Origin of the sequence: Roseomonas sp. OT10 (assembly GCF_020991085.1) — a bacterium.
In the GTDB taxonomy this organism is placed as follows: Bacteria; Pseudomonadota; Alphaproteobacteria; order Acetobacterales; family Acetobacteraceae; genus Roseomonas; species Roseomonas cutis.
Genome location: NZ_CP087719.1, coordinates 669,502 through 695,418, shown reverse-complemented (window position 1 = coordinate 695,418; position 25,917 = coordinate 669,502). Strand labels below are relative to the sequence as shown.

General features: G+C 74.2%; 23 protein-coding genes. 9 read left to right on the top strand and 14 right to left on the bottom strand.

Going from position 1 to position 25,917, the window contains the following annotated elements:
• Nucleotides 1-453: 453 nt before the first annotated feature.
• On the bottom strand, nucleotides 454-1,614 hold the full coding sequence (locus LPC08_RS03240; RefSeq protein ID WP_230451309.1) for a glycosyltransferase: 1,161 nt from the start codon (nucleotides 1,612-1,614) through the stop codon (nucleotides 454-456).
• Entirely contained in the window at nucleotides 1,611-2,624 is a 1,014-nt protein-coding gene (hpnA, locus tag LPC08_RS03235; RefSeq protein WP_370643286.1) for a hopanoid-associated sugar epimerase, read from the bottom strand. Before hpnA ends, LPC08_RS03240 begins: the two co-directional genes overlap by 4 nt.
• 168 nt (nucleotides 2,625-2,792) lie before the next feature.
• On the opposite strand from hpnA, the gene LPC08_RS03230 reads away from it, so the two are divergent.
• The gene (locus LPC08_RS03230) at nucleotides 2,793-3,440 is read left to right on the top strand and encodes an ABC transporter substrate-binding protein (RefSeq protein ID WP_230451307.1); all 648 of its coding nucleotides are present in this window, start codon (nucleotides 2,793-2,795) and stop codon (nucleotides 3,438-3,440) included.
• Between the two features lie 121 nt (nucleotides 3,441-3,561).
• A complete protein-coding gene (locus tag LPC08_RS03225; protein WP_230451306.1) occupies nucleotides 3,562-4,842 on the top strand; it encodes a glycerate kinase type-2 family protein in 1,281 nt (426 codons plus the stop codon).
• A 39-nt stretch (nucleotides 4,843-4,881) separates the two neighbouring features.
• Here LPC08_RS03225 and LPC08_RS03220 read toward each other — a convergent pair whose 3' ends face one another.
• Nucleotides 4,882-5,607 (bottom strand): MgtC/SapB family protein, encoded by a 726-nt coding sequence (locus LPC08_RS03220; RefSeq protein ID WP_230451305.1) that lies wholly within the window; start codon nucleotides 5,605-5,607, stop codon nucleotides 4,882-4,884.
• Nucleotides 5,608-5,772: 165 nt separating this feature from the next.
• On the opposite strand from LPC08_RS03220, the gene LPC08_RS03215 reads away from it, so the two are divergent.
• Nucleotides 5,773-7,425, top strand: coding sequence for a peptide chain release factor 3 (locus LPC08_RS03215; protein WP_230451304.1), 1,653 nt, complete (start codon nucleotides 5,773-5,775; stop codon nucleotides 7,423-7,425).
• Between the two features lie 13 nt (nucleotides 7,426-7,438).
• On the opposite strand, the gene LPC08_RS03210 is transcribed toward LPC08_RS03215, so the two are convergent.
• The 4 genes from LPC08_RS03210 to LPC08_RS03195 form a co-directional block, all read right to left on the bottom strand.
• Entirely contained in the window at nucleotides 7,439-8,308 is an 870-nt protein-coding gene (locus tag LPC08_RS03210) for a YihY/virulence factor BrkB family protein (RefSeq protein WP_230451303.1), read from the bottom strand.
• A gap of 248 nt (nucleotides 8,309-8,556) precedes the next feature.
• On the bottom strand, nucleotides 8,557-8,799 hold the full coding sequence (locus LPC08_RS03205) for a DUF2171 domain-containing protein (RefSeq protein WP_230451302.1): 243 nt from the start codon (nucleotides 8,797-8,799) through the stop codon (nucleotides 8,557-8,559).
• A 557-nt stretch (nucleotides 8,800-9,356) separates the two neighbouring features.
• Complete coding sequence (locus tag LPC08_RS03200; RefSeq protein WP_230451301.1) at nucleotides 9,357-10,553, bottom strand: multidrug effflux MFS transporter; 1,197 nt, start codon at nucleotides 10,551-10,553, stop codon at nucleotides 9,357-9,359.
• Nucleotides 10,554-10,672: 119 nt separating this feature from the next.
• Nucleotides 10,673-12,502, bottom strand: a complete 1,830-nt coding sequence (locus tag LPC08_RS03195; protein WP_230451300.1) for an ABC-F family ATP-binding cassette domain-containing protein — start codon at nucleotides 12,500-12,502, stop codon at nucleotides 10,673-10,675.
• Nucleotides 12,503-12,618: 116 nt separating this feature from the next.
• On the opposite strand from LPC08_RS03195, the gene LPC08_RS03190 reads away from it, so the two are divergent.
• Nucleotides 12,619-13,971, top strand: coding sequence for an LLM class flavin-dependent oxidoreductase (locus LPC08_RS03190; RefSeq protein ID WP_230451299.1), 1,353 nt, complete (start codon nucleotides 12,619-12,621; stop codon nucleotides 13,969-13,971).
• 637 nt (nucleotides 13,972-14,608) lie between these two features.
• Complete coding sequence (locus LPC08_RS03185; RefSeq protein ID WP_230451298.1) at nucleotides 14,609-16,318, top strand: DEAD/DEAH box helicase; 1,710 nt, start codon at nucleotides 14,609-14,611, stop codon at nucleotides 16,316-16,318.
• Between the two features lie 598 nt (nucleotides 16,319-16,916).
• On the opposite strand, the gene LPC08_RS03180 is transcribed toward LPC08_RS03185, so the two are convergent.
• From LPC08_RS03180 to LPC08_RS03170, 3 genes are all read right to left on the bottom strand, one after another.
• Nucleotides 16,917-17,432, bottom strand: coding sequence for a DUF3060 domain-containing protein (locus tag LPC08_RS03180; protein ID WP_230451297.1), 516 nt, complete (start codon nucleotides 17,430-17,432; stop codon nucleotides 16,917-16,919).
• A 99-nt stretch (nucleotides 17,433-17,531) separates the two neighbouring features.
• Entirely contained in the window at nucleotides 17,532-18,356 is an 825-nt protein-coding gene (locus LPC08_RS03175; RefSeq protein ID WP_230451296.1) for a S8 family serine peptidase, read from the bottom strand.
• 13 nt (nucleotides 18,357-18,369) lie between these two features.
• Entirely contained in the window at nucleotides 18,370-18,717 is a 348-nt protein-coding gene (locus LPC08_RS03170; RefSeq protein WP_230451295.1) for a hypothetical protein, read from the bottom strand.
• Nucleotides 18,718-18,879: 162 nt separating this feature from the next.
• On the opposite strand from LPC08_RS03170, the gene LPC08_RS03165 reads away from it, so the two are divergent.
• Together LPC08_RS03165 and LPC08_RS03160 are read left to right on the top strand one after the other, a co-directional pair.
• The gene (locus LPC08_RS03165; RefSeq protein ID WP_230451294.1) at nucleotides 18,880-20,478 is read left to right on the top strand and encodes a zinc-binding metallopeptidase family protein; all 1,599 of its coding nucleotides are present in this window, start codon (nucleotides 18,880-18,882) and stop codon (nucleotides 20,476-20,478) included.
• Nucleotides 20,479-20,642: 164 nt separating this feature from the next.
• Entirely contained in the window at nucleotides 20,643-21,068 is a 426-nt protein-coding gene (locus LPC08_RS03160) for an OsmC family protein (protein ID WP_230451293.1), read from the top strand.
• Nucleotides 21,069-21,229: 161 nt separating this feature from the next.
• Here the strand turns inward: LPC08_RS03160 and LPC08_RS03155 are convergent, their stop codons facing one another.
• The 3 genes from LPC08_RS03155 to def form a co-directional block, all read right to left on the bottom strand.
• On the bottom strand, nucleotides 21,230-21,817 hold the full coding sequence (locus LPC08_RS03155) for a hypothetical protein (RefSeq protein WP_230451292.1): 588 nt from the start codon (nucleotides 21,815-21,817) through the stop codon (nucleotides 21,230-21,232).
• A 149-nt stretch (nucleotides 21,818-21,966) separates the two neighbouring features.
• Complete coding sequence (locus tag LPC08_RS03150) at nucleotides 21,967-22,581, bottom strand: COQ9 family protein (RefSeq protein ID WP_230451291.1); 615 nt, start codon at nucleotides 22,579-22,581, stop codon at nucleotides 21,967-21,969.
• A complete protein-coding gene (gene def / locus LPC08_RS03145) occupies nucleotides 22,578-23,096 on the bottom strand; it encodes a peptide deformylase (protein WP_230451290.1) in 519 nt (172 codons plus the stop codon). Before def ends, LPC08_RS03150 begins: the two co-directional genes overlap by 4 nt.
• A gap of 201 nt (nucleotides 23,097-23,297) precedes the next feature.
• On the opposite strand from def, the gene rpsU reads away from it, so the two are divergent.
• Both rpsU and LPC08_RS03135 read left to right on the top strand, forming a co-directional pair.
• Complete coding sequence (gene rpsU / locus LPC08_RS03140) at nucleotides 23,298-23,501, top strand: 30S ribosomal protein S21 (RefSeq protein ID WP_019459559.1); 204 nt, start codon at nucleotides 23,298-23,300, stop codon at nucleotides 23,499-23,501.
• A gap of 245 nt (nucleotides 23,502-23,746) precedes the next feature.
• Nucleotides 23,747-24,901: a helix-turn-helix transcriptional regulator gene (locus LPC08_RS03135; protein ID WP_230451289.1), complete on the top strand. Its 1,155-nt coding sequence runs from the start codon at nucleotides 23,747-23,749 to the stop codon at nucleotides 24,899-24,901.
• Here LPC08_RS03135 and LPC08_RS03130 read toward each other — a convergent pair.
• Nucleotides 24,867-25,826 carry a dienelactone hydrolase family protein gene (locus LPC08_RS03130; RefSeq protein WP_230451288.1) on the bottom strand — a complete coding sequence of 320 codons (960 nt, stop codon included), beginning with the start codon at nucleotides 25,824-25,826 and terminating at the stop codon, nucleotides 24,867-24,869. The genes LPC08_RS03135 and LPC08_RS03130 overlap by 35 nt on opposite strands.
• Nucleotides 25,827-25,917: the final 91 nt, after the last annotated feature.

The window sequence follows — 25,917 nt, the reverse complement described above, 5'->3', positions numbered from 1 at the left end:
CCGTCCGGCGCCGGCCGGATCACCGTGCCGGCTTGCTCATACCGACGGCGGGATGTCGTGACCCGTCGTGCTGCCGTGGTCCGGCGGCGGACCGGGAGGGGACGCCGTCCCCTCCCAGACCCTCCCCTGCCGGGGCCACAAGCGGGCCCCGGACCCCGCTGGGAGTCTGGTGCTCCGTGGTAGGTGTCAACCTCCGGGCTGAACCCTGACGGCGCGCGGACAGGCGGGACTCTAGAATAGCTTTGAAGGCGTCAGCGATTGCGGCGGCCGGTCCCGCCGAGGAGCCAAGCTCCTCGGCGTCGCGACCCCGTCGCAGGCTGTCCCGCGGCAGCGCCAAATGGGTCCAGGGCCCGCAGGGTCCTGGCGGAGTGGGGGTATCGGGGGCGAGGTAGAGCCTTGCCCCCGGGGAGCGGGTGCCAGTCCGGCCCGGATCAGGGTATCCCGCCGTTCGTATCAGTCCGCTGCCATGGCCTGGGCGCGCCCTTTCCACATGCCACCGCGCCCGCGCCAGACCTGCCAGGCGGATTGCAGGGTGAACAGCGTGTAGGCCGCGCCGATGACCGGCAGGGCGAGGCCCCAGAGCGGCGAGACGCGGTAGAAGCGCAGCATCGGCTGGAAGGCCAGCGCCATCAGTCCCCAGGCGGCCAGCCCGCACCAGCGCGCCGCGCCGGTGCCGAACAGGGCGAGGAGCGGCGGGGCCAGGTAGACCAGCGCCATTCCGGCCAGCGTCCCCGCCAGCAGCCAGGGCGAGTAGCCGAGCTGGGCATAGGCGGAGCGGGAGATCATCCGCCCGATCTCCGCCACGCCGCCATAGGGCCGCAGGCTGCGCGCCCGCCGGGTCAGGCCGAGCCAGACGGGCCCCTGGGCCTTCATCCGCCGGCCGAGGGCGCAGTCGTCGATGATGTCGGCGCGGATGGAGTCGATGCCGCCGGCATGCTCCAGCGCCTCGCGCCGCACCAGCATGCAGCCCCCGGCGGCGGCGGCGGTGCGGCGGCGCGGGTCGGCGACCCAGGCGAAGGGGTAGAGCATCTGGAAGAAGAAAACGAAGGCCGGGATCAGGAAGCGTTCCGCCGGGGTCGCGCAGGACAGCTGCGCCATCAGCGAGACCATGGCGTGCCGGCCCGCCTCCGCCCGCGCCACCAGGGCACGCAGGTTGTCCGGGGCGTGGCCGATATCGGCATCGGCGAACAGGATGTAGGCCGGTGCCGCCCCCGCCCGCTCCACCCCCTGGCGCATCGCCCAGAGCTTGCCCGTCCAGCCGCGCGGCAGCGGCGCGCCCGCCAGCACCTCCAGCCGGCCCTCCGCCCCGGCCGCCGCCGCCTCCGCCCGGGCCACGGCCGCCGTGCCGTCCGCGCTGCCGTCATCGACCAGCACGACGCGGAAGGGGCCGGGATAGTCCTGCCGCAGCAGGCTGCCGACCGAGCGGGCGATCACGTCCGCCTCGTCGCGGGCCGGCACCACCGCCACCACGGCGGGCCAGCGCGCGGGCGGCGGCGGCGCGTCGCGGTCGTCGCGCTCGCGGGCCAGCCAGAAGCCACCGCGCCCGAGCAGCAGCACCAGCCAGACGGCCAGGGCGGCGAGCGCCAGGACGAGGTCGAGGCCGGGGAGGCTCATGCCAGGTAGCCCGCGCCGCGGAACCAGGCGAGCGCATCGGCCACGCCCTCCCGCGCCGGGCGCGCGCGGTAGCCCAGCTCCCGCTCGGCCTTGGCCGAGGTGAAGAACATGCGATGGCCCGCCATGCGCAACCCGTCCACCGTCAGCAGCGGCTCCTTGCCCGTGACGCGCGCCACCGCCTCCGCGCCATAGGCCAGAGGGAAGAGCGGCCGGCGCGGCAGCCGCAGCCGCGGGGCGGGACGGCCCGTCAGCTGCGCGATCTCCGCCAGCAGCAGCCGCAGCGGCAGGTTCTCGCCGCCCAGGATGTAGCGCTCGCCGGCGCGGCCACGCTCATGCGCCAGCAGGTGGCCCGCGGCGATGTCGTCCACATGGGCGATGTTCAGCCCCGTCTCGACGAAGGCGGGGATCCTGCCGCGCGCCGCGTCCAGGATGATCCGCCCCGTCGGCGTCGGCCGGATGTCGCGCGGCCCGACCGGGGTGGAGGGATTCACGATCACCGCCGGCAGCCCCTCCCGCGCCACCATCTCCTCCACCAGCCGCTCGGCCAGGGTCTTGCTGCGCTTGTAGGCGCCGATGGCCTGGTCGGGGGCGGCGGGGGCGGTCTCGTCCACCGGGCCGGCCGCCCCGGCGACGCGCAGGGTCGCGACGCTGCTGGTATGGACGACCCGCTCGACCCCGGCGGCCAGGGCGGCGCGCATCAGGTTCCGCGTCCCCTCGACATTGGCCAGCAGGATCGCCGCGGGATCGGGGGCCCAGAGGCGGTAATCCGCCGCGACGTGGAACAGGTGCCGGGCGCCGCGCAGCGCGGCGGGGAGGGAGGCCGCATCGGTCAGGTCGCCCTCGACGATCTCGCAGCCCAGCCCCTCGAGGTTGGCGCGCGGGCTGGTGGGGCGGACCAGGGCGCGCACCCGCAGCCCCCGGCCCCGCAGCGCCCGCAGCACCGCCGAGCCCAGGAAGCCCGATCCCCCTGTCACCAGGACGAGGTCGCCGGCCGCCAGCGGTGCGGCCACGGGTGGTCCGGGCCGGTTGGGGACGGTCTGCATCGCGGGAGATTGCGTCGGCCTCCGGGCGATGGGAAGGCGCAGGCCGGAACGGCACCGGGAGCCGCTTCCGCCTCCGGTAAACGTGTCCGCCCCCTCCCGACGCCGTGGCCGGGCCTGTGGTAAGCCGCCGGCGCCATGGCGAACCGATCCCCCTCCCCCCCGCCCGGCCGACGCAGGCTGCTGGCCGCCCTGCTGGGCGGCGCCGGGCTGGCCGCTGCCCGGCCCCGCCCCTCCCTGGCCCAGGGCGCCGGGGCACCCGCCGAGGTGGTGGAGCGTTTCCACGCGACCCTGCTGCAGGTGATGCGCGACGCCGCCCGTCTGGGGGTGCAGGGCCGTGCCCGCGTGCTGCGCCCGGCCATGGAGGCCGCCTTCGACCTGCCCGCCATGGCCCGCATCGCGGTCGGCCCGCCCTGGTCCGGGATGACGGCGGAGCAGCAGGCGCGGATCGCGCAGGCCTTCGCCGACTGGTCGGTGGCGACCTATGCCAGCCGCTTCGACGGCTATTCCGGCGAGAGCTTCGCCATGGCCGGCGAGAGCACGCTGCGCAGCGGCGACCGGATGGTGCGGACGCTGCTGAACCGCGGCGGCGGCGAGCCGGTGCAGCTGGGCTATCTGCTGCGCCCCGGCGCCTCGGGCTGGCGGATCGTGGACGTGTACCTGACCGGCAGCATCAGCGAGCTGGCCTCGCGCCGGGCGGAGTTTACCACCCTGTTGCGGGAGGGCGGGCCGGAGCGGCTCCTGGGCGAGCTCGACCAGCGCACCGCGCGGCTGCTGCGGGGCTGACGGGGGCCGCCCCCGGCCCGCGCCCCCGGCCCGCGCCGCGCGGGCCCTCGCTGCCCCGGACGGTGCCGTTGGGGGCGAACTGCTCTACGCTGCCCGCCATCACGGAACGGGGGACCGGGGTTTGGACCACACGTCGGCCAGGGCGCTGCTGCGGCAGCTCTTCGATGTCGGGCTGCGCGCCGCCGATCCGCGCGCGGTGCTGGCGAAGCACCTGCCCGCCCCCCCCGAGGCGCCGGGCCGCGTGCTGGTGCTGGGTGCCGGCAAGGCCAGCGCCCTGATGGCGGCCGCCCTCGAGGAGGCCTGGCCGGAGGTGCCGCTCTCCGGCCTGGTGGTCACCCGCTACGGACATGCCGTGCCGACCCGGCGCATCGAGATCGTCGAGGCCAGCCACCCCGTCCCCGATGCGGCCGGCGAGGCGGCGGCGCGGCGCATGCTCTCGCTCTGCCACGACCTGACGGAGCGCGACCTGGTGCTGTTCCTCGCCTCCGGTGGCGGCTCCGCCCTGCTCGCCCTGCCGGCGGAGGGTCTGACCCTGGAGGACAAGCAGGCGGTGAACCGTGCCCTGCTCGCCTCGGGGGCGACGATCGGGGACATGAACATCGTCCGCAAGCACCTCTCCGCCATCAAGGGCGGGCGGCTCGCGGCGGCCTGCCACCCGGCGCGGGTGGTGACGCTCGCGATCTCGGACGTGCCGGGCGACGACCCCGGCACCATCGCCTCCGGCCCCACCGTGCCCGAGCCGGCGGGCTTCGCCGAGGCCCGCGCCATCCTGAAGCGCTTCGGCATCGCCCTCCCCCCCGCCGTCGCCCGGCACCTGGACGCGGCGGCGGAGGAGGTGCCCAAGCCGGGCGACCCGCGCCTCGCCGGGGCGGAGTTCCGCATGATCGCCACGCCGATGATGGCGCTGCAGGCCGTGGCGAAGGCGGCCGCCGCCAAGGGCTATACGCCCATGATCCTGGGCGATGCGCTGGAGGGCGAGGCGCGTGAGCTGGGCACGGTGCTGGCCGGCATCGCCCGCTCCATCGCCACCCACGGCATCCCGGCGCCGACGCCCTGCATCCTGCTCTCGGGCGGCGAGGCGACGGTGACGATACGCCACGCCAAGCCGGGGCGCGGCGGCCGCAACACGGAGGCGCTGCTGGGCTTCACCCTGGCCTGCGCCGGCCGCGACGGGGTCTGGGCGCTGATGGGCGACACGGACGGAATCGACGGGGTGGACGAGGCCGCCGGCGCGCTGGCCACCCCCGATACCCTGGCCCGCGCCCGCGCGCTGGGGCTGGACCCGCGGGAGGCGCTGTCCGCCCACGACGCCACCGGCCTCTTCGCCGCGCTGGGGGACCTGGTGGTGACCGGGCCGACCCTGACGAACGTCAACGACCTGCGGATCGTCCTGGTCGCCTGAACGTGCCGCGCGCCCGGCGGCCGGGCGCCGCCGCGCGGATCACCCCTCGGCCGAGCCCTCGGGCAGCCACTGCACCAGCCGCACCCCGTCCTGACCGGCCAGAGCGCGCAGGAAGGCCGGCGGCAGCACAGCATCGCGCGGGCCGCGCCAGCGCAGGTCGTAGTGGCGCCGGCAGAGGCGGCCCTGCTGCCGCAGCCGCAGGGCGAGCCCGGCCACGCGGTAGCCACCGGCGGCGAGCTGCCGCTCCAGGGCCTCGGCCGGTGCCTCGGCCTCCGTCTCCAGCACCAGCGTGGCGCGGTGGTCGCGCCGGATCACCGCCTCCACCTGCTTCAGCGCCCAGAGCGTGAGGAGGACGAGCACCGTCCCCGCCAGGCCGAGCGCGATCTGGCCGGCCCCGAAGCAGAGGCCGATGACGGTCACGACCCAGAGCGTGGCGGCCGTGGTCAGGCCACGCACCATGTCGCCGCGGCGCAGGATCGCCCCGGCGCCGAGGAAGCCCATGCCGGTGAGGATGCCCAGCGGCAGGCGCAGCACGTCCATGGACACAAAGGAATCCGCCCCCTTGCCGGTGCTGGCCTGGAGGGCATGGGCCAGCAGCATGGCCAGCGCCGCCGCCAGTGCGACCAGCAGCGTGGTCCGCAGCCCGGCCGGCCGGCCGTGCATGTCGCGGTTCAGCCCGATCAGGGCACCGGCCAGGACGGTGAGCGCGAGGCGGAGCGCCGCGTCCTCCCACCCCAGGCCCGGCGTCATCGGCGGCAGGAACATGCGGCCAGGGTGCCGCGGCTGCTCCGCGATGCAAGGGGGCGCCGGGCGGGAGCGCGTTGCCCCGCGCGGCCGCAGCGACTAGATGACGGGCACCCCTTTCCCCCGGCCCTCCCGGCGCCTTCGCGCGCGCCCTCCCGTGCCGGCCCGTGCCGGAAGCCCGACCCCATGAGCCAGACCGCCGACCCGATCGCGTCACCGTCCGCCGTCGCCCGCTCCAACGCCGCCGCCGATCCGCTCGCCGCCCAGGTGGCGGCCGAGGCCGCGCGGCGCCGGGCCTTCGCCATCATCGCCCACCCGGATGCGGGCAAGACCACGCTGACCGAGAAGCTGCTGCTGCGCGGCGGCGCCATCCAGCTCGCCGGCCAGGTGCGGGCCAAGGGCGACCGGCGGCGGACGCGCTCGGACTGGATGAAGATCGAGCAGGACCGCGGCATCTCCGTCGCGACCTCGGTGATGACCTTCGAGCGCGACGGGGTGGTGTTCAACCTGCTCGACACGCCGGGGCACGAGGACTTCTCCGAGGACACCTACCGCACGCTGACCGCCGTGGACGCGGCGGTGATGGTGCTGGACGCGGCCAAGGGCATCGAGGCGCAGACGCGCAAGCTGTTCGAGGTCTGCCGCCTGCGCGACATCCCGATCATCACCTTCATCAACAAGATGGACCGGGAATCGAAGGACGTCTTCGAGCTGCTGGACGAGATCGAGAAGACGCTGGCGCTCGACGTCGCCCCCGTGGCCTGGCCGGTGGGAGCGGGGCGGGACTTCGTCGGCACCTACGACCTGCTGAACCCGGCGCTGCACCTGCTGGCCGAGGGGACCGGGCCGCAGCCGCTCTCGGGGCTGGACGATCCGCGGCTGGAGACGCTGGTGCGCCCCGACCTCGCGGAATCCCTGCGCGAGGGCGCGGAGCTGGCCGGAGCCTACCAGGATTTCGACGTGGAGCGCTTCCTGGAAGGGACGATGACGCCGGTCTATTTCGGCTCCGCCCTGCGCGACTTCGGCATCGGCCACCTGCTGGAGGGCCTCGCCCGCTTCGCGCCCCCGCCCCGCCCGCGCGCGGCCGACACGCGCGAGGTGGCCCCCGACGAGCCTGCCCTGACCGGCTTCGTCTTCAAGATCCAGGCGAACATGGACCCCAACCACCGGGACCGCGTCGCCTTCCTGCGCGTCTGTTCCGGCCGGCTGCAGAAGGGCGCGCGGCTGAAGCAGCCCCGCACTGGCAAGACCGTCCCGGTGAACGCGCCACTGTTCTTCTTCGCCCAGGACCGGCAGGTGGCGGAGGAGGCCTGGCCGGGCGACGTGGTGGGCATCGCCAACCACGGCATCCTTCGCATCGGCGACACGCTGACCGAGGGCGAGATGCTGAACTTCCGCGGCGTCCCCTCCTTCGCCCCCGAGATCCTGCGGCGGGTGATGATCGAGGACGCCATGGTGGGCAAGAAGCTGCGCACCGCCCTCGAACAGCTTGCCGAGGAGGGGGTGGTGCAGCTGTTCCGCCCGCTGGACGGCACGCCGCCGGTGGTGGGCGTGGTCGGCGCGCTCCAGCTCGACGTGCTGGCGGCGCGGCTGGTGGCGGAATACGGCGTCCCCTCGCGCTACGAATCCACCCCCTGGGGGCTGATGCGCTGGGTGGCTTCCGAGGACAAGGCGGCGCTGGAGCGCTTCCGCCGCACCGTGCCGCACGACATCGCCGAGGACCATGACGGCGAGCTGGTGGCCTTCTTCACCAGCGACTGGCGGCGCAACCGCGCCGCCGAGGACTTCCCCGAGCTGCGCTTCCTGGAGCTGCGCGAGCAGCACGGGCTGGCGCGCTGAGGCGGGGCGCCGGCTATTCCGCCGGCGCCGCGGCCTCCTTCTGCACGGGCCGCCAGTGCCCGCGCATCTCCGCATAGACGCGCGTGACCTCCGCCCCGAAGAGGAAGATCAGCGCCGAGTAGTAGATCCACAGCAGCGCCACGAAGACCGTCCCCGCCGCCCCGTAGGAGGAGGCGACGCCCGCGCGCGTCATGTAGAGGGAGATGCCGTAGCGCCCGGCCACCATCAGGAGCGCGGTGACCACCGCCCCCATGGCGACCTCTCGCCAGTCCAGCCAGCGATTCGGCAGCACGCGGTACAGCACGGCGATTCCCGCGACCATCAGCAGGAAGGAGATGCCGACGTTGATCAGCCAGACCCATTCCTGGGTGTGCGGCAGCAGGTCGATATAGGTCCGTACCGAATCCAGCACCGCGTTGATCACCAGCAGCGCGACCAGCAGCAGGCCGACCGAGATCACCAGCGCCAGCCCCAGCACGCGCGCCCGCAACGCCGCCCAGACGCTGGAGCGCGGCGGATCCACCCGCAGGATCATGTTCAGGGCGGATTCGACCGCCCCGAACATCGCCGTCGCCGTCACAAGGATGGTGACGAGGCTGATGACCGTCGCCGTCAGCCCGGTTCCGAAGTTGCTGGCGCTGCGCAGCATGGAGCCGATGAGTTCGGAGACCTGCGGCCCCATGAAATCGGCCACCTGCTCGGTGACCGCCTCCTGCGCCGTCTCCGTGCCGAAGGCATAGCCGGCGATGGCGACGGCGATGACCAGCACGGGAGCCAGGGAGAAGATGGTGTAGAAGGCGATCGCCGCCCCGCGCGTCATCGCATCGTCGGCGATGAAGGACAGCACGCTGCCCTTCAGCAGGTCCCAGGCCCGACCCAGCATTCCATCGTCTCCGGCATGGCGATCCGCCGGCGAGCCACCAGCTTGCCCGACCCGGTCGCGTCGACCCTGCTGTGGCGCAGCATAGAGGCGGACAGGAAGGCTGTCCTGGCTCTCCGTGCTTGCCGGCCCATGTCACCGGGCCACGCGGCCTCGGACTCCGGTCCCTCCCGGACGAGCCCTGGGCATGGAACAAGGGACCGGCCTGGTCATGACCGGCCCCCTGCCCGCGCCCTGCGGCCCGAACCGGCTCAGCCGGACTTCTGCGTCTCCCAGAAGTCGGGGGCGAGCTCGGCCTTGAAGGACATGCGCACCTTGCCGCCATCCACGTCCTCGACCATCGAAATGGGGACGTAATGATGCGTGCCCGCGGCCCCACGATCGGTCTTGGTCAGCTTCAGGCGCTCGCCATCGACATGGTCCACCGTGCCGATATGCCCGCCATCGGCCCCGATGACCTCCATATGCTCCCGAATCGCGCTGGTATCTGCCATGTCCTGCTCTCCTGCCGCCGGCCCGCCCCATAACTTCCGGCCATGGGGCGCAGGCAGGCGGTTAACGGCCGTGGGCTGCCCGGGATGCGCCCGCACACGAAGCTTGTTCCCGTCGCACGGGCGTTCGCCCTGGCCCCTCCCCTATCCGACCAGCGGAATGTCGTGGCCTGTCGCCCTCGGTGTTCTGGCGGGGGACCGGGAGGGGACGCCGTCCCCTCCCAGACCCTCCCCTGCCGGGGCCACAAGCGGGCCCCGGTCCCCGCTGGGAGTCTGGCGCTTCGGGTGGGCGTCAGCCTACGGGCTGAACCCTGACGGAGCTCGGACAGGCGGGACTCTGGATAAAGCTTCAGAAGGCGTCAGCGGGGGCGGACCCCGTACCCGCCTAGGAGCCATGCTCCTCGGCGCCTCGACCCCGTGTCCGGCTGTCCCGCGGCAGCGCCCTTCGGGTCCAGGGCCCGCAGGGTCCTGGCGGAGTGGGGGTACGGGGGCGAGGCGGAGCCTTGCCCCCGGGCCACGGGCACCCCGCCGGTACGGATCAGGGCATCCCGCCGTCCCTATCAGGCCCCCGCGGGGCGGGAGCGCAATGCGGTCAGGAAGCAGACGAGGCCCAGCAGCGACGCGCCCGTCAGCACCACGGCGCTGGACAGGGCCGGGTTGGTCCCCAGCCCTGCGAGGGACGTGCAGACCGCCCCCACCGCCATCTGGCTGAAGCCGTACAGCCCGGAGGCGGAGCCGATCAACCGGGGGTTGACGCTGACCGCGCGGGTGAGCGCCACCGGGCTCGCGATGCCGACGCCGATGGTGAAGAGCAGCATCGGCCCGACCACCAGCGGCACCAGCAGATGGCCGCTCAGCGCCGCGCCCAGCAGCATCAGCGCCCCGGACAGTCCCAGCAGGCTGCCCGCCAGCAGCAGCCGCCCGCTGCCCATCGGCCGCACCAGCCGCGCCGCCAGCAGGTTGCCGAACGACGTTCCGCCGACCAGCAGCAGGTAGTACAGCCCCAGCTCGTGCACCGGGCGGTGCATCTGCTCCACCACGATGAAGGGGCTCGCCGCCAGGAAGGCATACATGCTGGTGGTGGCGCAGCCGCCGCCGATGGTGAAGCCCAGGAAGACCGGCGAGCGCAGCAACTGGCCATAGTCCCGCAGGGAGGGCGAGGTGTTCGCGCCACCCGGCGGGCGGGTCTCCGGCAGGCGCCAGAAGGCGGCGACCAGGGCTGTCACGCCGAGAGCCAGGGTCGTCGCCAGCACCCAGCGCCAACCCAGCCACTCCGCCAGGAAGCCCCCCAGCAGCGGCGCCGCGGCCGGTCCGACCGCGACCACCATGTTCAGCAGGGCGAGGCGGGAGGCTGCCTCCTCCATCGGGGTGGTGTCGCGGACCATGGCCCGGGTCAGGGCCAGGCCGGCGCAGCCACCCAGCGCCTGCACCAGCCGCGCCCCGATCAGCATCCCGGCGGAGGGGGCCAGCGTCGCCGCCAGCCCGCCGAGGCTGTACACCCCCAGCCCCGCCAGCAGCACCGGCCGCCGTCCGAAGCGGTCCGAAAGCGGGCCGTAGAAGAGTTGCCCGATCGCCAGCCCTGCCATGTAGAGGCTGACGGTCATCTGCATGGTGGCCGCCCCGGCCTGCAGCGCGCGCCCCGCCTCCGGCAGGGCCGGGACCAGCATGTGCATGGCCAGCGTGCCGCAGAAGCTGCACAGCATCATCAGCCAGAGAGCCGGCCGGGTCACGGCCGGCACGGGGGGCGTGGCGGTCACGCCGCGGGCGGCCAGGCCCGGACGGGTGCCGGGCGGGCTGCGGGGGAACGGGGTGGGCGGGCCCGTGTCATCCCGCCAGTCTGACGCCGATGCTGCACTGCGTCACGGGGTAGGCGGCATCAACCCGCCTCGATCTCCTCGCGCAGCATCTCCAGCTCCAGCCACTCCTCCTCCGCCGCCGCCAGCTCCGCCTGCCGCTGGGCCGTCATCTCGGAGGCCTTGGCGAAGCGCGCCGGGTCGCGGGCGTAGAGGCCGGGATCGGCCAGGATCTCGCCCAGCCTGGCGATTTCGGCGGAGAGCTTCTCCATCCGGCCCGGCAGGGTCTTGAGCGCCTGCTGCTCCTTCATCCCCAGCTTGCGGCGCGAGGCCGGCGCGGGCGTAGCGGCGGGGGCCAGCCCGGACGCGGCCCGCGGGGTGGCGGCCGGCGCCACGGCCTCCGGCGCCCGCGCCCGTACCCCGTGCCCGCGCTGGGCCACCATGTCGGAGTAGCCACCGGCGTATTCCTGCCAGCGCCCGTCGCCCTCATAGGCGATGACCCCGGTCACGGTGCGGTCGAGGAAGTCGCGGTCGTGGCTGACCAGGATGACCGTGCCGGGATAGTCCGCCACCAGCTCCTGCAGCAGGTCCAGCGTCTCCAGGTCCAGGTCGTTGGTCGGCTCGTCCAGCACCAGCAGGTTGGACGGCCGGGCGAGGGCGCGGGCCAGCAGCAGCCGCCCGCGCTCGCCGCCCGAGAGCACGCCCACCGGGGTGCGCGCCTGCTCCGGCAGGAACAGGAAGTCCTTCATGTAGCCGATGACGTGCCGGGGCGTGCCGCCGACATGCACCGTGTCCCCCCGCCCCCCGGTCAGCGCGTCCGAGAGGGTGATGTCCGGGTCCAGCGTGGCGCGGCGCTGGTCCAGGCTGATCATCTCCAGCCCCGTGCCCAGCCGCACCTCGCCGGAATCCGGGGCCAGCGCGCCGGTCAGCATGGAGAGCAGCGTGGTCTTGCCGGCTCCGTTCGGCCCCACGATCCCCACCCGGTCGCCGCGCAGGATGCGGGTGGAGAAGGGGCGGACCACCGCACGGCCGCCATAGGATTTCGCGATCTCCTCCGCCGCGACGACCAGGCTGCCGGAGCCGCTGCCCTCGGCCGCCGCCATGCTGACCCGGCCCACCGCGCCCACCCGCTCCCGCCGCCGCTTGCGGAGCTCGTGCAGCTCGCCCAGCCGACGGACGTTGCGCTTGCGCCGGGCGGTGACGCCGTAGCGCAGCCAGTCCTCCTCCCGCGCGATCTTGCGGGTCAGCTTGTGCGCGGCGGCCTCCTCCTCCTCCAGCACCTGGTCGCGCCAGCCCTCGAAGGCGGCGAAGCCCTGCTCCAGCCGGCGGGTGGTGCCGCGGTCCAGCCAGACCATGGCGCGGGAGAGGGTCTCCAGGAAGCGCCGGTCGTGGCTGATGAGGACGAGGGCGGAGCGCATGCCGCGCAGCTCGCCCTCCAGCCATTCGATCGCCGGGAGATCGAGGTGGTTGGTCGGCTCGTCCAGCAGCAGGATGTCGGGCGAGGGCGCCAGCACCCGCGCCAGCGCCGCCCGCCGCGCCTCGCCGCCCGAGAGATTCCCCGGGGCCTCCTGCCCGGTCAGGCCGAGCTGTTCCAGCAGGTAGGCGGCGCGGTAGGGATCGTCGCCCGGCCCCATCCCCGCCTCGACATAGGCGAGGGTGGTGGCGAAGCCCGAGAGGTCCGGCTCCTGCGGCAGGTAGCGCACGGTGGCGCCGGGCTGCACGAAGCGGGTGCCACCGTCCGGTTCCACCAGCCCGGCCGCGACCTTCAGCAGGGTGGACTTGCCCGAGCCGTTGCGGCCCACGAGGGCCAGCCGCTCGCCCGGTGAGACGGAGAGCGAGGCGCCGGCGAGGAGGGGCGTGGTGCCGAAGCTCTGGCGGATGTCGGTGAGGAGGAGGAGCGGAGGAGGAGCCATGTCGGCCGCGCCCTTAGCACGGGACGCGGGCCTTGGCGCGGCGGGCGAGCAGCGGCGGCGCCTTGTCCGGGCCGCCCGGTCCGGGCGAGGATGCGGCGGCACGGCGGAGAGCGGGGATGACGGGCGCGGACGGGCGGATGCTGCATCTCGGGGCCTTCCTCTACACCCCCGGCAACCACTCCGCCGGCTGGCGCCAGCCGGACGCCGTTCCCTCCACCGACATGGACTTCGCGCAGTACGTCGCCATGGCCCACACCGCCGAGCGCGGGAAGATGGACATGCTGTTCTTCCAGGACACGGCGGCGGTGAACGGCAGCGCCGGGCTGACCGGCGGCAGCGGCATCCGCCCGAACCAGGGGCGGCAGGTGCATCTCGCGCCCGTGGAGCTGATCGCGGCGCTGGCCGCGGTGACGACGCGCATCGGCCTCGTCTCCACCGCCACGACCACCTACAACGAGCCGTACAACGTCGCGCGCGCCTTCGCGACGATCGACCACATCAGCGGCGGCCGCGCCGGCTGGAACCTCGTCACCTCGCAGAGCGAGGACGAGGCGGGGAACTTCAGCCGCGACAAGCATGTCGAGCACGGGCTGCGCTACGAGCGCGCGGAGGAGTTCTACGACGTCGTCGCGGGGCTGTGGGACAGCTGGGACGCGGACGCCTTCCTCCACGACAAGGAGCAGGGCGTCTACTTCGACCGCGACAAGGTCCACTACCTGCACCACAAGGGCGGGCACTTCTCCGTCCGCGGGCCGCTGAACGTCTCTCGCACGCCGCAGGGGCGGCCGGTGGTGTCGCAGGCCGGGTCGTCCGAGGCGGGGATGGAGCTGGCGGCGCGCACCGCCGACCTGGTCTTCACCGCCCAGACCACCGTGGCCGAGGGCCGCGCCTTCTGCGCCGACCTGCGCGCCCGCGCCGTGCGGCACGGCCGCGCGCCCGGGGACATCAAGGTCCTCCCCGGGCTGATGCCCGTGCTCGGCCGCACCGAGGCGGAGGCGCGCGAGCGCTACGAGGCGCTGCAGGCGATGCTGTCGGAGGAGACGTCGATGCGCGCCCTGGCACGGCTCTGCGGCGGGCTGGACATCTATGCCTTCGACCCGGACGGGCCGCTGCCGGAGCTGCCGGATTCCAACGCCGCCCGCGCGCGCCAGGACATGGTGCGCCGCTGGGCGCGCGAGGACGGGCTGACCATCCGCCAGGTCGCGAAGCGCCTCGGTGCGTCCCAGGGGCACCACCTGGTCCATGGCACGCCGGAGCGCTTCGCCGACCTCATGGGGGAATGGCTGCGGGAGGGCGCCTGCGACGGCTTCAACCTGCTCTTCCCCTACTTCCCCGGCCCCCTGGAGGATTTCGTGGACTGGGTGGTGCCCGTCCTGCAGGAGCGCGGCATCTACCGCCGCGACTACGCCGGCACGACGCTGCGCGAGCATCTGGGCGTGCCGGTGCCGCGCAGCCGCCACGCCGGGTGAGGGCCAGGCCCAGCTCCCCCGCCGCCGGCAGGCCATCGCGCCGCTCTCCCACCCGCACCGGAACTGCCGCCCCGGCGCATGGGCGCCGATGCCGAGCCACTCCGGGCGGTCCTCGACCGGCCGGGGCAGCGGCGCCGCCTCGACGCTGTCGGCGGAATCCAGGCTGCCGGTGCCGTGGGAGCGGTGATCACGGGTAGGGGACGACCGGCCGGCTGCGCGCCACGCGCGGGTCGTTCAGGCACGGCCAGGGCGAGCGGGGGACGGACGCGCATCGGTCCCCCCGGCTCGCCGGTCGGGCCCGCGCCCTCGCGGCGAGGAGGAATCGGCCGGTTCAGCGCCGTCAAGGGCGGGTTGGGCCCTTCCCTGCCCCCGCTCCTCCCGCACGCATGGGCGGGCCGCATTCCCGGCGCTGGTGCGGCGCGGCACGCCCCCCTATATCCGCCTCACCGCAGGGTCGCGCCATTTCGCCTGGCCCACGTTTCCCGCGAGAGGACAGGGATCGAGCAGGGCGCCCGGAGGGACCGGGACCGACGCCCCGCCACGCCCTTGCTTCCGCGACCACCCGAAGCAAGGCGCCGTTCCGCGCCCGATGCCGTGGCCGCATCCGGCCCCGCATCGCCTCTCCTCTGGATACCGAATGCCCTTTCCTGTTCTTCCCGCCCCGCTGGCCCAGGCGCTGACCGAGCGCGGCTATGCGGAGCCCACCCCCGTCCAGGCCGCCGTGCTGGAGGCCGAGGCCGGCACGCGCGACCTGCTGGTCTCCGCCCAGACCGGCTCCGGCAAGACCGTCGCCTATGGCCTCGCCATGGCCTCGGACCTGCTCGGTGACGGCGAGCGCCTGCCCCCGGCCGGCGCGCCGCTGGCCCTGGTCGTCGCCCCCACCCGCGAGCTGGCGCTCCAGGTCCGCCAGGAGCTGTCCTGGCTCTACGCCCCGGCCGGCGGCCGGGTCGCCGCCGGCGTCGGCGGCATGGACCCGATCGCCGAGCGGCGCGAGCTGGCGCGCGGCGCCCACCTCGTCGTCGGCACGCCGGGCCGGCTGCGCGACCATATCGAGCGCGGCAACCTGCGCACCGAATCCCTGCGCGTCGTCGTGCTGGACGAGGCGGACGAGATGCTCGACCTCGGCTTCCGCGAGGAGCTGGAGGCGATCCTCGACGCCGCCCCCGAAGGCCGCCGCACGCTGCTCTTCTCCGCGACCATGCCGCGCGAGATCGAGGCGCTGGCCCAGCGCTACCAGCGCGATTCCCTGCGCCTCGCCATCGCCGGCGAGGGCCGCCAGCACGGCGACATCGAGCACCGCGCCATGCTGGTCGCGGGGCACGAGCTGGAGCGCGCCGTGGTGAACGTGCTGCGCCTGGAGGACCCGCGCATCGCGATGGTGTTCTGCGCCACCCGCGCCGCGGTCGCCCGCCTGCACGGCAACCTCTCCGAGCGCGGCTTCTCCGCCGTGGCCCTGTCCGGGGAGCTGACCCAGGCGGAGCGCACCCGCGCCCTGCAATCCCTGCGCGACGGCCGCGCCCGCATCTGCGTCGCGACCGACGTCGCCGCGCGCGGCATCGACCTGCCCGACCTGGGCCTGGTCATCCATGCCGAGCTGCCGCGCGACCCGGAGACTCTGCTGCACCGCTCGGGCCGCACCGGCCGTGCCGGGCGCAAGGGCATCAGCCTGATGCTGGTCCCGCCCGGCCGCCGCCGCATGGCCGAGCGCCTGCTGGCCGGTGCCCGGCTGCAGGTCGCCTGGATGGCGCCGCCCTCCTCCGAGGCGGTGCATGCCCGCGACGACGAGCGGCTCGCCGCCCAGGCGGGCGCGCTGCTGGCCGAGGAGATGGGCGAGAACGACCTGGCGGTCGCCCGCGCCCTGGCCGCGGAGCACGGCGCCGAGGCCCTGGCCGCGGCCCTGGTCCGCACCCTGCGCGCGCCGCTTCCGGCGCCGGAGGACCTCTCCCCCATCGCCGATCGCGGTCCACCGCGCGACCGTGACAACGCCGCCCCGCGCGAGGGAGGCGACGGCGTGTGGTTCCACATGAACGTGGGCCGCAACGACCGCGCCGATCCGCGCTGGCTGCTGCCGCTGCTCTGCCGCCGTGGCGACGTGTCGCGGCAGGAGATCGGCCGCATCCGCATCCTGGGCGACGAGACACAGTTCGAGGTCTCCCCCCGCGCCGCGGCGCATTTCGCCACCGCCATCCGGCGCTCCTCGGACGAGGACGAGGTGCGGATCGAGCCGATGCACGGCCAAGCCCGCCCGTCCCACGCCCCGGCGCACCGCCCGCACCGCGCCGGCCCGCCGCGCCGCGCGGTGCCAGGCAAGGCACCGCGCCCGGCCATGGCGCGCCGCGCCCGTTAACGGGGCGCCCGCCGGTCGGCGCCTTCGCGCGCCGCCGGCCTTCCCCCGGTCCCCGGCAGGAGTTTGATACGGTAGACGGCCCCTTCGCTCGCTGATCTCAACAGCCGTGAGCCTGGCACATCGATGCCGCTCAAGGGCCGTCCACCGTATCAAGCGCCTTGTGCGCGTGCGTTTGATTGGGAGCCGGGCGCGGACTGCATCAGGGCCAGCGGTCAACAGGCGCATCAATAGGCCGGACACATGACCGCACCCGACCGCGGCCTCTCAACGTCCCATCCCACTTGCACCAAGGGGGCCGTCCACACATGGCTCTACGCGGTGGGTGTCAGCTTCCGGGCTGAACCCTGACGGAGCTCGGACAGGCGGGACTCCGAAAAAGCTTCAGAAGGCGTCAGTGAGAGCAGAGGCCGTACCCGCCGAGGAGCATGGCTCCTCGGCGCTGTGACCCCGTCGCAGGCTGTCCCGCGGTAGCACTCACCGGGTCCAGGGCCCGCAGGGTCCTGGCGGAGTGGGGGTACGGGGGCGAGGCAGCGCCTTGCCCCCGGGCCACGGGCGCCCCCGCGCCGGCACGGATCAAGGGGGCATCCAGCCGTCCGTATCAGTCGCCGCGGCGCAGGACGTTCCCCTCGCCGCTGATCTCCGCCTGGGGCACCGGAACGCCGGGCGGGGCGGTCCAGACGACCTCATGCCGTGCTCCGGCCAGGCTGATCCGGATCGGACCGGCCAGCCGCAGCCGGAGGCGGGCTTCGGCGCCGTTCACCTCCACCCGCGCGTCGGGGCCGGTGCCGATCCCCGCCTCCACCCGCTCCTGGGCGCCGTTGACCAGCAGAAGGCCGCGCAGCTTGCCGCTGACCGTCACGCTGTTCCCCTCGCCCGAGACGTCGAGGCTGGCGGCGGAAGGCAGGGCGATGACGTGGCGCGCGCCGCCCACGATGATGTGGCCGCATTCGCCGCTGAGGGTGATGCGGTTGCCCATGCCGCTGATGGTCACGTCGCGCCCGCCGCAATCCACCTCCCGGGACTGCATCGCCCCGCCGATCTCCAGCGGTGCCGCCCGGACGGGGACGGCCATGACGGTCGCGGCGAGGAGAGCGAGCGGCAGGGTCAGGCGCATGGCTTCAGGGGCCTCCGGCTGGTTCGGGCGTCGCCGCCCGGGGCATGGAGGTAGGGCAACCGGGCCGGGGGGCAACCACCGGGCCGGCCGCGCGGCCGGCTACAGGGGCAGGCGCCGGACGACGGCGTGGCTGGGCGCCGCCACGGTGCCCGTGCCCAGCCCGGCCTGGTTGCTGCTGCCGACGGCCATGATGCCGTTCGGGGGCAGCTTCCCCTGGTCCGCCAGCAGACCGGCCTGGGCCGGGCAGGCGGTGCGGCCGGCGGTGTTGCCGGCGGCGACGCAGAGCATCACCTCCTCCGACAGCGCGACCGCTGCCCGGCACAGCCGGCAGCTTCCGTCGCAGGCCAGGAAGCCCCAGCGGCGGCGGTGGATGCCCAGGCTCATATTGGCCACCCGCAGGCCGGGCCCCTCCGCCGGCTGCGGCCGGTGGCGCAGCCAGTCCATGGCGGCGAGCAGGTTCTCCTCGGAGCCCTGCCCATTCGCGCCCACCACCTTCAGCACCACCAGGAAGGGCGGCGGCAGGCCGGGCTTCTGCAACCGCAGCAGCATCGCCACCGCCGTGCCGTGGCCGACCCGGTCCTCGATTCCCTCGCCGGTGAAGTCCACCGTCTCGGCGATCTGGGACGCCAGCAGCGGGTGGCCGGTGAGGATGCCGGTGTCCAGCACGGCGACCTGGGCCATGGCCGTGGGGTCGTAGCGGCATTCGTCGAGCCGCCAGGGCTGGCGCCAAAGTGCCTCGAAGCGCGCGGCATCCGGGGCGGGAGCGTGCTGCCGATAAGCCATCTCCAGCGTCGGCCGCAGGTGATCCGGCGCCTCGCAGCCGAAGTACCGGCCGCTCTCCGGGTCGCGCCAGCTCTCCAGCTGCGCGAAGTCGCCGGGCCCGCCCGTGTCGAACAGCTCGACCGGGTCCTCCGCCTCGCTCATGGCCCGGCCGCCCTCAGCGCCAGGCCAGCGCCAGGGCGAGGACCAGGGCCGCCAGCCCGATCCCCAGCAGCGGCACGGCGAAGGGCTCCAGCCGCGTGCCCAGGTCGGGCGGCGAGCGGTCAGAGAAGACGCGGACATGCTTGGGCATCTTCACCGCCACGATGCCGGCCAGCGCTGCGCCGATCCCCGCCAGCGCCAGGCCGGAGTTGGTGGTGGAAAGCTTCGCCCCAGCCGCCTCAGCCGAGAACTGCACCGCCCCGCCCAGCCCCAGTGCGACCAGCACCGCGCCCAGCAGCACCAGGACCAGCCCGACCCCGATCAGCGCCGTGTAGGTGACGGACGGCCTGGGCTGGGCTGGCATGGGCGTTTCCGGATTCCGTGGCTGACCTCGCGGCCATCATGGTCCCGTCCGCGCAACGATCACAAGAACGACCTGCGCGGGCTTTTCGTGGCATCCCGCGCGCGGCAGGCTGGCCGGGTCGTGCCGCGATCGCGCGGCAGCCGCCGCGAGAGGAGAAGGGCCATGGCCGAGCTTCAGGCCGTCCGTCAGCACGCGCTGGACTGGATCACCGCGAACGAGGAGCGGCTCTCCGCCTTCAACGCGCGCATCTGGTCGCATGCCGAGCCCGCCTGGCGCGAATACAAGTCGGTGCGCGACTACGTCGAGATCCTGCGTGCCGAGGGCTTCGAGGTGGAGGAAGGCTCCGGCCAGATGCCCACGGCCTTCGCCGCGCGCTGGGGCTCGGGCGGGCCGGTGCTGGCGAGCTTCTCGGAATACGACGCGGTGCCGGGCAACTCGCAGCAGGTCGTGCCCTACAAGGCGCCGCGCGAGGGGCTGCATCCCTATGCCGCCGGGCATACCGACCCGCATTCCGTCCTCGGCACCGCGGCGCTGACGGCGATGCTCGCGACCAAGGCGGCGCTGGAGGCGACGGGGACCCAGGCGACGCTGAAGCTGTTCGGCGAGCCGGCGGAGAAGGTCTGCGGCTCCAAGCCGATCCACGCGGCGAAGGGTTATTTCGACGATCTCGACGCGGCGGTGGTCTGGCATCCCTGGCCCGCGAACACGGTGACGTCGGAGACGCATTTCGGCGCCTACTGGAGCGTGGTCATCTCCTTCGAGGCACCTTCGCCCGAGACCTGGATCGACCCGCGCCTCGTGCCCATCGAGGGCGCCCATGCCGCGGCGCGCTGCCCCGGCGCGGTGGACGCGCTGTGCCTGATGTACACGATGACGAAGTACACCAAGGAGGCGATGTTCCCCCACGCGGGATCGTGGACGCTGAACGAGTTCATCCTGGGCGACGGCGGCGCCACCTCGGACAACCTCGCGCCGCGCTTCAGCCAGATCCAGTATTCCTGGCGCGCCTCCTCGCTCGGCATCATGGAGCAGATCTGGCGCGTGCTGGCGAACAACGCGCGCCAGGCGGCCGCCACCACGGGCTGCAAGGCCTTCGTGCGCTGGGTGACCAAGACCCGCGTCGGCCTGCCCAACACGGTGATGACCGAGGCGACCTGGGCGAACCTCCAGGAGGTGGGCGCACCGGTCTATGGCGAGGCGGCGAAGGAATTCGGCCGCGCCATGCAGAAGGAGCTGGGGCTGGAGCCGATGGAGGACCCCTTCATCGCCAGCGTCTCCCGCCTCACCCCGCCCGCCGAGTTCGAGGCGGCGCTGCGCCGCAGCCTGCCCGACTGGCAGAAGCACCTCAGCGCCGACGACTACGTGGAGTATTCCTGGCACTGCCCGACGGTCCGCCTCCTCGCCGGGCGGCCGCGGCTGCGCGCGCCGGAGGGCGGCTACAGCTATCCCAACTGGACCTACAACGCCCTCGGCGGCCTGCCCGCCGCGGTCGATCCGGGCCTGTTCGTCGCGGCGCGCACCATGGCGCTGACGCTGGTCGACCTGGCCGCCAAGCCCGGCCTGCTCGACGCCGCCCAGGCGGAGTTCCGCGAGCGCACCGGTGGCGGCGTGGGCGGCAGCCAGTGGGTCGGCCCGCTGCTGCCGGCCGATTTCGACCCGCCGGTGGACCTGCGCTGGCCGGAATACGTCACCACCGTGCGTGGCGAGGAATGGTGCATCCCCACCCCGCATGAGGGCACCGGGGCGGGCGAGGCGCTGTAGCGGGCCGGCCTGCCTGCGCGATGCGGGACGGCGTGGGCCGCCTTCACCTTCCCGGGAGGCGGTCGGCGCCCCGGCCGGTGGGGGCGTTGCGTCCCGGGGTACCCGCGGGGCGCCCACGGGGTGATGGCTCCCGCATCCCGCACCGGCACGGAGAGGAGGAACAGATGAAGGCACAGGGTTCTGCCGTCTGGCAGGGCGGGCTCAAGGATGGCAAGGGCATGCTGTCGACGAGGAGCGGTGCGCTCAAGGACGTGCCCTACGGCTTCGCCAGCCGCTTCGAAGGCCAGCCGGGGACCAACCCGGAGGAGATGATCGGCGTCGCCCATGCCGGCTGCTTCAGCATGGCGCTGTCCAACATCCTGGGCGAGGCGGGGCTGAAGGCGGAGCGCCTGGCGACCACCGCCGAGGTCACCCTGGAGAAGGTCGCCGACGGCTTCGCCATCACCCAGGTCCACCTCACCCTGAAGGCCAGGGTGCCAGGCGTGGAGGACGCGGCGTTCCAGGAGCTGGCCGCCAAGGCGAAGGCGGGCTGCCCCGTCTCCAGGCTGCTCAAGGCGGAGATCACGCTCGACGCCTCGCTGGAGGCGTGAGCCGGAGCCGTCACGGCGCGCCGGCCGCTCCGTGACGGTCGCCGGGCGATTTCCGCCGCCCGGCCGGAGCCCCCACAGACCGGAAGTGCCCACGGAGAGGGCGCCCATGGACAGGGCGCACACGGCGTGCCGTCACGCCGTGCCGGGCGGCGTGCGACGGCTCAGCGGGTGACGGTCTGCCGCGCCGTGGAGGCCTGTACCGTCCGCTGCGGTGCCGCCGCGGAGCGGTTGGTCGAGGCCGGGCGGGTGGTGGCAGGACGGTTGGACCGGGTCGTCGCAGCCGCCGGCGTGGTGGCGCAGTCGCCGAAGCCATGCGGGTTGGACAGGTTGTTGGCCTGCGCCACCGCGCTCAGCGCCGAGCTGTCGGTCGGGGCGGCCAGCGCGGCGTCGAACATCGGCCGGGCGTTGGCGCAGAAGCGCGTGCCCTGTCGGATGCCGTCCTGCGACTGCGCATTGGCCAGGGTGGTGATGTAGCCGTCCAGCGCCTTCGTGCCGCCGGCCCGGCGATAGCTGGCGGTGAGGGTCCGGAAGGACGAGGTCAGCTCGCGCTCGTAGCGCTTCACGAAGGCGTTGTAGCGGTCGTGCTCGCCGCAGGTCAGCGCGATGACCATCAACTGGCTCTGCAGCGCGCGGACGTCGAAGGCGGTCTTCTCGGCGGGCTGGACGCACTGGGTCTGGGCCATGGCGGGCAGGGCGGCGCCGGTGAGGGCCATGGCCAGACCAGCGACCAGGAAGCGGGACGGCATCATTGTGGCCGGTGTCTCCGAAGGAAGAGGTGGCGAGGGCAGCCCTGCCCCCAGCGCGGCATATAGCCCGCGCCTTCCGGCCTGCCCAGCAAGAAGCCGCGGCTGTTGCAATCCCAGGTCAATGGGTTGCAGGACGTTGCGAAAATGCCATGTCAGCTTCGGGCAGCGGCGGGCGGCGTTCGGGCCCCGCCCCGTCGCTGCAGCCGGCCCAGCCGCGCCAGTTGGCGGTCGAGGAAGTCCAGGCTCCTCGCCTGCCCCGGCGAGGCGTCGGCCAGCCAGAAGGCCAGCACGGAGGCGTAGAGCCCCAGCAGCGTGGCCCGCCGCGTGTACCAGGACAGGTCGTCGGAACGGTCGCCCGCCGCAGCCCAGACCGCATCCGCCGTGCGGGCGGCCGTGCGCGCCGCCGGGCGGGCATTCCAGGGCAGGGCGAGCAGCGCCACCGCGCGGCGGACCGCCTCGCGGTGCGGCGCCGCCTGTTCCAGCCGCAGGGCGAGCAGGGCCCGGATGCGCTGCGGCGTCCGCAGCCCCTCCGTCCGCCCCTCGCGCGCCGCGGTCTCCGCCATGTCGCGATCGGCCAGGTCGCACCAGGCCTCCAGGAGGCCGGTCGGGCCGGTGGGGAAGAGCGAGTCCGCCACCTCCGGCGGCTCGCCAAGGTCGCGCAGGCCCGCCGCCATCGCCGCCCGGGTCCAGCCCAGAGCCGGAACATGCGGCAGGGTGGCGCGGATCAGCGCGTCGCGCTCCGGGCTGCGCTCGATGGCCGGGATCACCGGGCCGGCTCCGGTGACGCGGGACGGGCGGCGTGGCGGGCCACCTCCTCCTGGAAGCCGAGCTGCCGCAGGTCGTGCATGCGCATCAGGTAGAGCAGGCCGTCGAGGTGGTCGACCTCGTGCTGGATCACCCGCGCGGACAGGCCCTCCGCCTCGCCGGCCAGGCGCCGGCCCTCGGTGTCGTCCGCCTCCCAGGCGAGGCGGCGGGCGCGCGGCACCAGCCCGCGCAGGCCAGGGATGGAGAGGCAGCCCTCCCACCCCTCCTCCACCGCCCCGTCCAGCGCGGCGATGACGGGATTGACGAAGACCCGGGCCGAGTCGCCATCCCGCATGACGAAGAGTCGCAGCGGCACGTGCACCTGCGGCGCCGCCAGCCCCACCCCGCCGGCATCGGCCATCGTCTCGATCATGTCGGCGGCCAGGCGGCGGATCTCCGGCGCGGCGGGATCGGCCACGGGCTCCGCCCGTTGCAGCAGCACCGGGTGTCCCATGCGCGCGATCTTCAGCAATGCCATGCCCGAACGGTCTCCCCAGGCCCTGTCGCCCCCGCACATCTGGGTTGCGGCGCAGCACGCGTAAGGGCTTTCCTCCGCCCCTTCGCCCGTGCTATCGGCGCCGCTCCCGAAGGGCAGGCCCTGCGCCTGCCCCTTTGGCACGCCTTCATTCAACCAGACTCCATCCAACCGCACACCCATTCCCGAAGGAGAGCGAGCCGCGTGCAGGTCGTCGTTCGTGACAACAATGTCGATCAGGCCCTCAAGGCCCTGAAGAAGAAGCTTCAGCGCGAGGGCGTCTTCCGCGAGATGAAGCTCCGCCGGCACTACGAGAAGCCGTCCGAGCGCCGTGCGCGCGAGGCCGCCGAGGCCGTCCGCCGCGCCCGCAAGGTCGAGCGCAAGCGGCTGGAGCGCGAGGGCTTCTGAGCCCCGCGCCGCCTCCCCGCGCGGGAGGCGGACCCGTCCGTTACAGGAGAGAGGACCGCGGCACGGGCAAGCCCCGTGGTCCGCGGTTTTGTCATGCCCGGCCTCTTGCCCCAGGGCAGCCGGACCGGCGGGCAGCGGCGGCGTCCGGCCAGGGCGCCGGCCCGAACGGGAATTTTACCGATTCGATATGAAATCGGACCCTGCGGTGACCTTACGGTGCGGACCTCGCCGCGCCGAGGTCGCGCATGCCCGAACTCCTCCCCATCCCGGATGCCATCGGGGCCATCTACGCCGCCGCGGCCGATCCCTCGCTCTGGCCGGCGGCGCTGACCCGGCTGGCCGATGCCACGGGCGGGCTGGGCGGGATGATGGTCCACAACCTGGCACCGGACCGTGGCGGCTTCTGCACGGTCGGCCGGCTGCGGGACGACCTCAGCCGGCTCTACCAGCAACGGTACTACGACAACCCCTATAGCCACGGGCTGGCGGCCGCGCCGCCGGGGCAGCCGGTCATCGCCTCGGCCTGGGCCGACATGGAGCGGGTCCGCCGCTCCGCCCTGCAGGCCGACGTGCTCGCCCCCCAGCGCATCGTCGAGATGGTCTGCCTCACCCACCCCGCCTTCATGCAGAGCAGCAGCAGCGGCGGCTTCTCCGTCGTCCTGGACTCGCGGCAGGCGGCGGATGCGGGGCGGGTGGTCCGGCGCATGGCGCGGCTGGCGCCGCATCTGGGCCGTGCCCTGGATCTGGGGGTGCGGCTCGGCGCGACCCCGGGCGCGCCGCAGATGGCCGCCATGCTGGACCGGATGACGGGGGCGGCACTGCTCCTCGACGGGCTCGGCCGCATCCTGCAGGCCAATGCGATGGCCGAGGCGCTGCTCCGCCAGACTGACGGCCTCTCGGTCGAAGCGGCCGGCGGCCTGCGCCTGCGCCTGCGCGCCGCTATCCCGTCGGAGCAGCGTGCGCTGGCGCAGCGCCTGCGCCAGGGCCTGGCCACGGCGGCCGGCCAGGACGAAGCGCCGGGCGGGCCGCTGCGGCTGACGCGCCCCTCGGGCCGGCCTGCGCTGCTGCTCCTCGCCTTCCCGCTGCCGCCCGCCGCCTTCGAGCCCTGGCAGGCCTCCGGCCACCCCCGCCTGCTGGTGCTGGTGGTGGAGCCGGAGGCACCGCTGCAAGCCTCCGCCGCGCTGCTGCGCGAGGCCTTCGGGCTGACCGGGGCCGAGGCCCGGGTGGCGTGGCTGATCGCCGGCGGGATGAGCGTGCCGCAGGCGGCGGCGCGGCTGGGCGTCTCGCCGGCCACGGTGAAGACCCATCTCGCCGGCTGCTTCGGGAAGACCGGGCTGCGCTCCCAGACATCCCTCGCGCGGCTCCTCAGCGCGTTGCCACCGGCGTCGCGCCGACCGTGACGGCGCGCCCGGCCGGCGCCCCGGTCGGCGCCCCGGTCGGCGCGGTGGCCGCCTCCAGGAAGCCCAGGACGCGGTCGATCGCATCGGTGCTCACCACACTGTCCTGGCGGACCGGCGCGAGCCGCCCGGGCGCGATGGGCAGGGACACGGCCGCCCCCTGGGCGGCCCCGTAGTCCCAGCCATACGTGGCCAGCGGGTAGTCGTGCCACAGGCGCGGCATCCGCCCGAGCCCGGCCAGGCCGCGCCGCAGCGACGCACAGGCACCCGGCGGGTCGCGCGCATCGCGGCCGGCCCACAGCACCGCGACCGGGGCTCCGGACCAGGGCCGGTCCTCGGCATAGCCCTCCTGCGCCAGGGCGGCGCAACCGGGGTAGAGCGCCACATGGGCGGCCGGGCGCGGCCCGAAGGGGCCCAGCACCGACGTCGCCTCCTCCTCGGCCCCGGCCATCAGGGCGGTGCGTCCGCCGGCCCCCCAGCCGATCACGGCCAGGCGCGCCGCATCGATCTCGCCATCCTCGGCCAGCCGCGCGATCAGCTCGTGCAGGGCCTGGATGCGCCCGGGGGCGTCGGCCGCATCGTCGGGAGCGGTGGCGGGCCGGTCGCCATCCGCGGGGTGGGGATGCAGCTCGATCTCCAGCACTGCCCATCCCCGCCGGAGCAACGCATCCCCCAGGGCGAAGACCCGGTCGTCCAGCCCCTGCCCGTCATCCAGCAGGATCGCCGCGGGGTAGGGCGCCGTGCCGGCGGGGCGGATGAGCAGCCCGGCCAGGGCACCGGGCGGCAGGCCGGGCAGGTCGTGCCGCAGGGACAGGACCTCGGCCCGTTGCGCAGGAGCCGCGCGGGCCGCGGCCGGGCCGGCGACCAGGCCGGCAAGGCCGGCCCCGGCGAGGAGGGTGAGCAGGACGGAAGGCTGGCGGGTGGACATGATGGACCTCCTGGCGACGGCGTCTCCTGGGCCGGTCGCCGGCGTGTCCGGCCGACCGCGTCCGGGACGCTGCGGCGGAATTCGTTCCGAT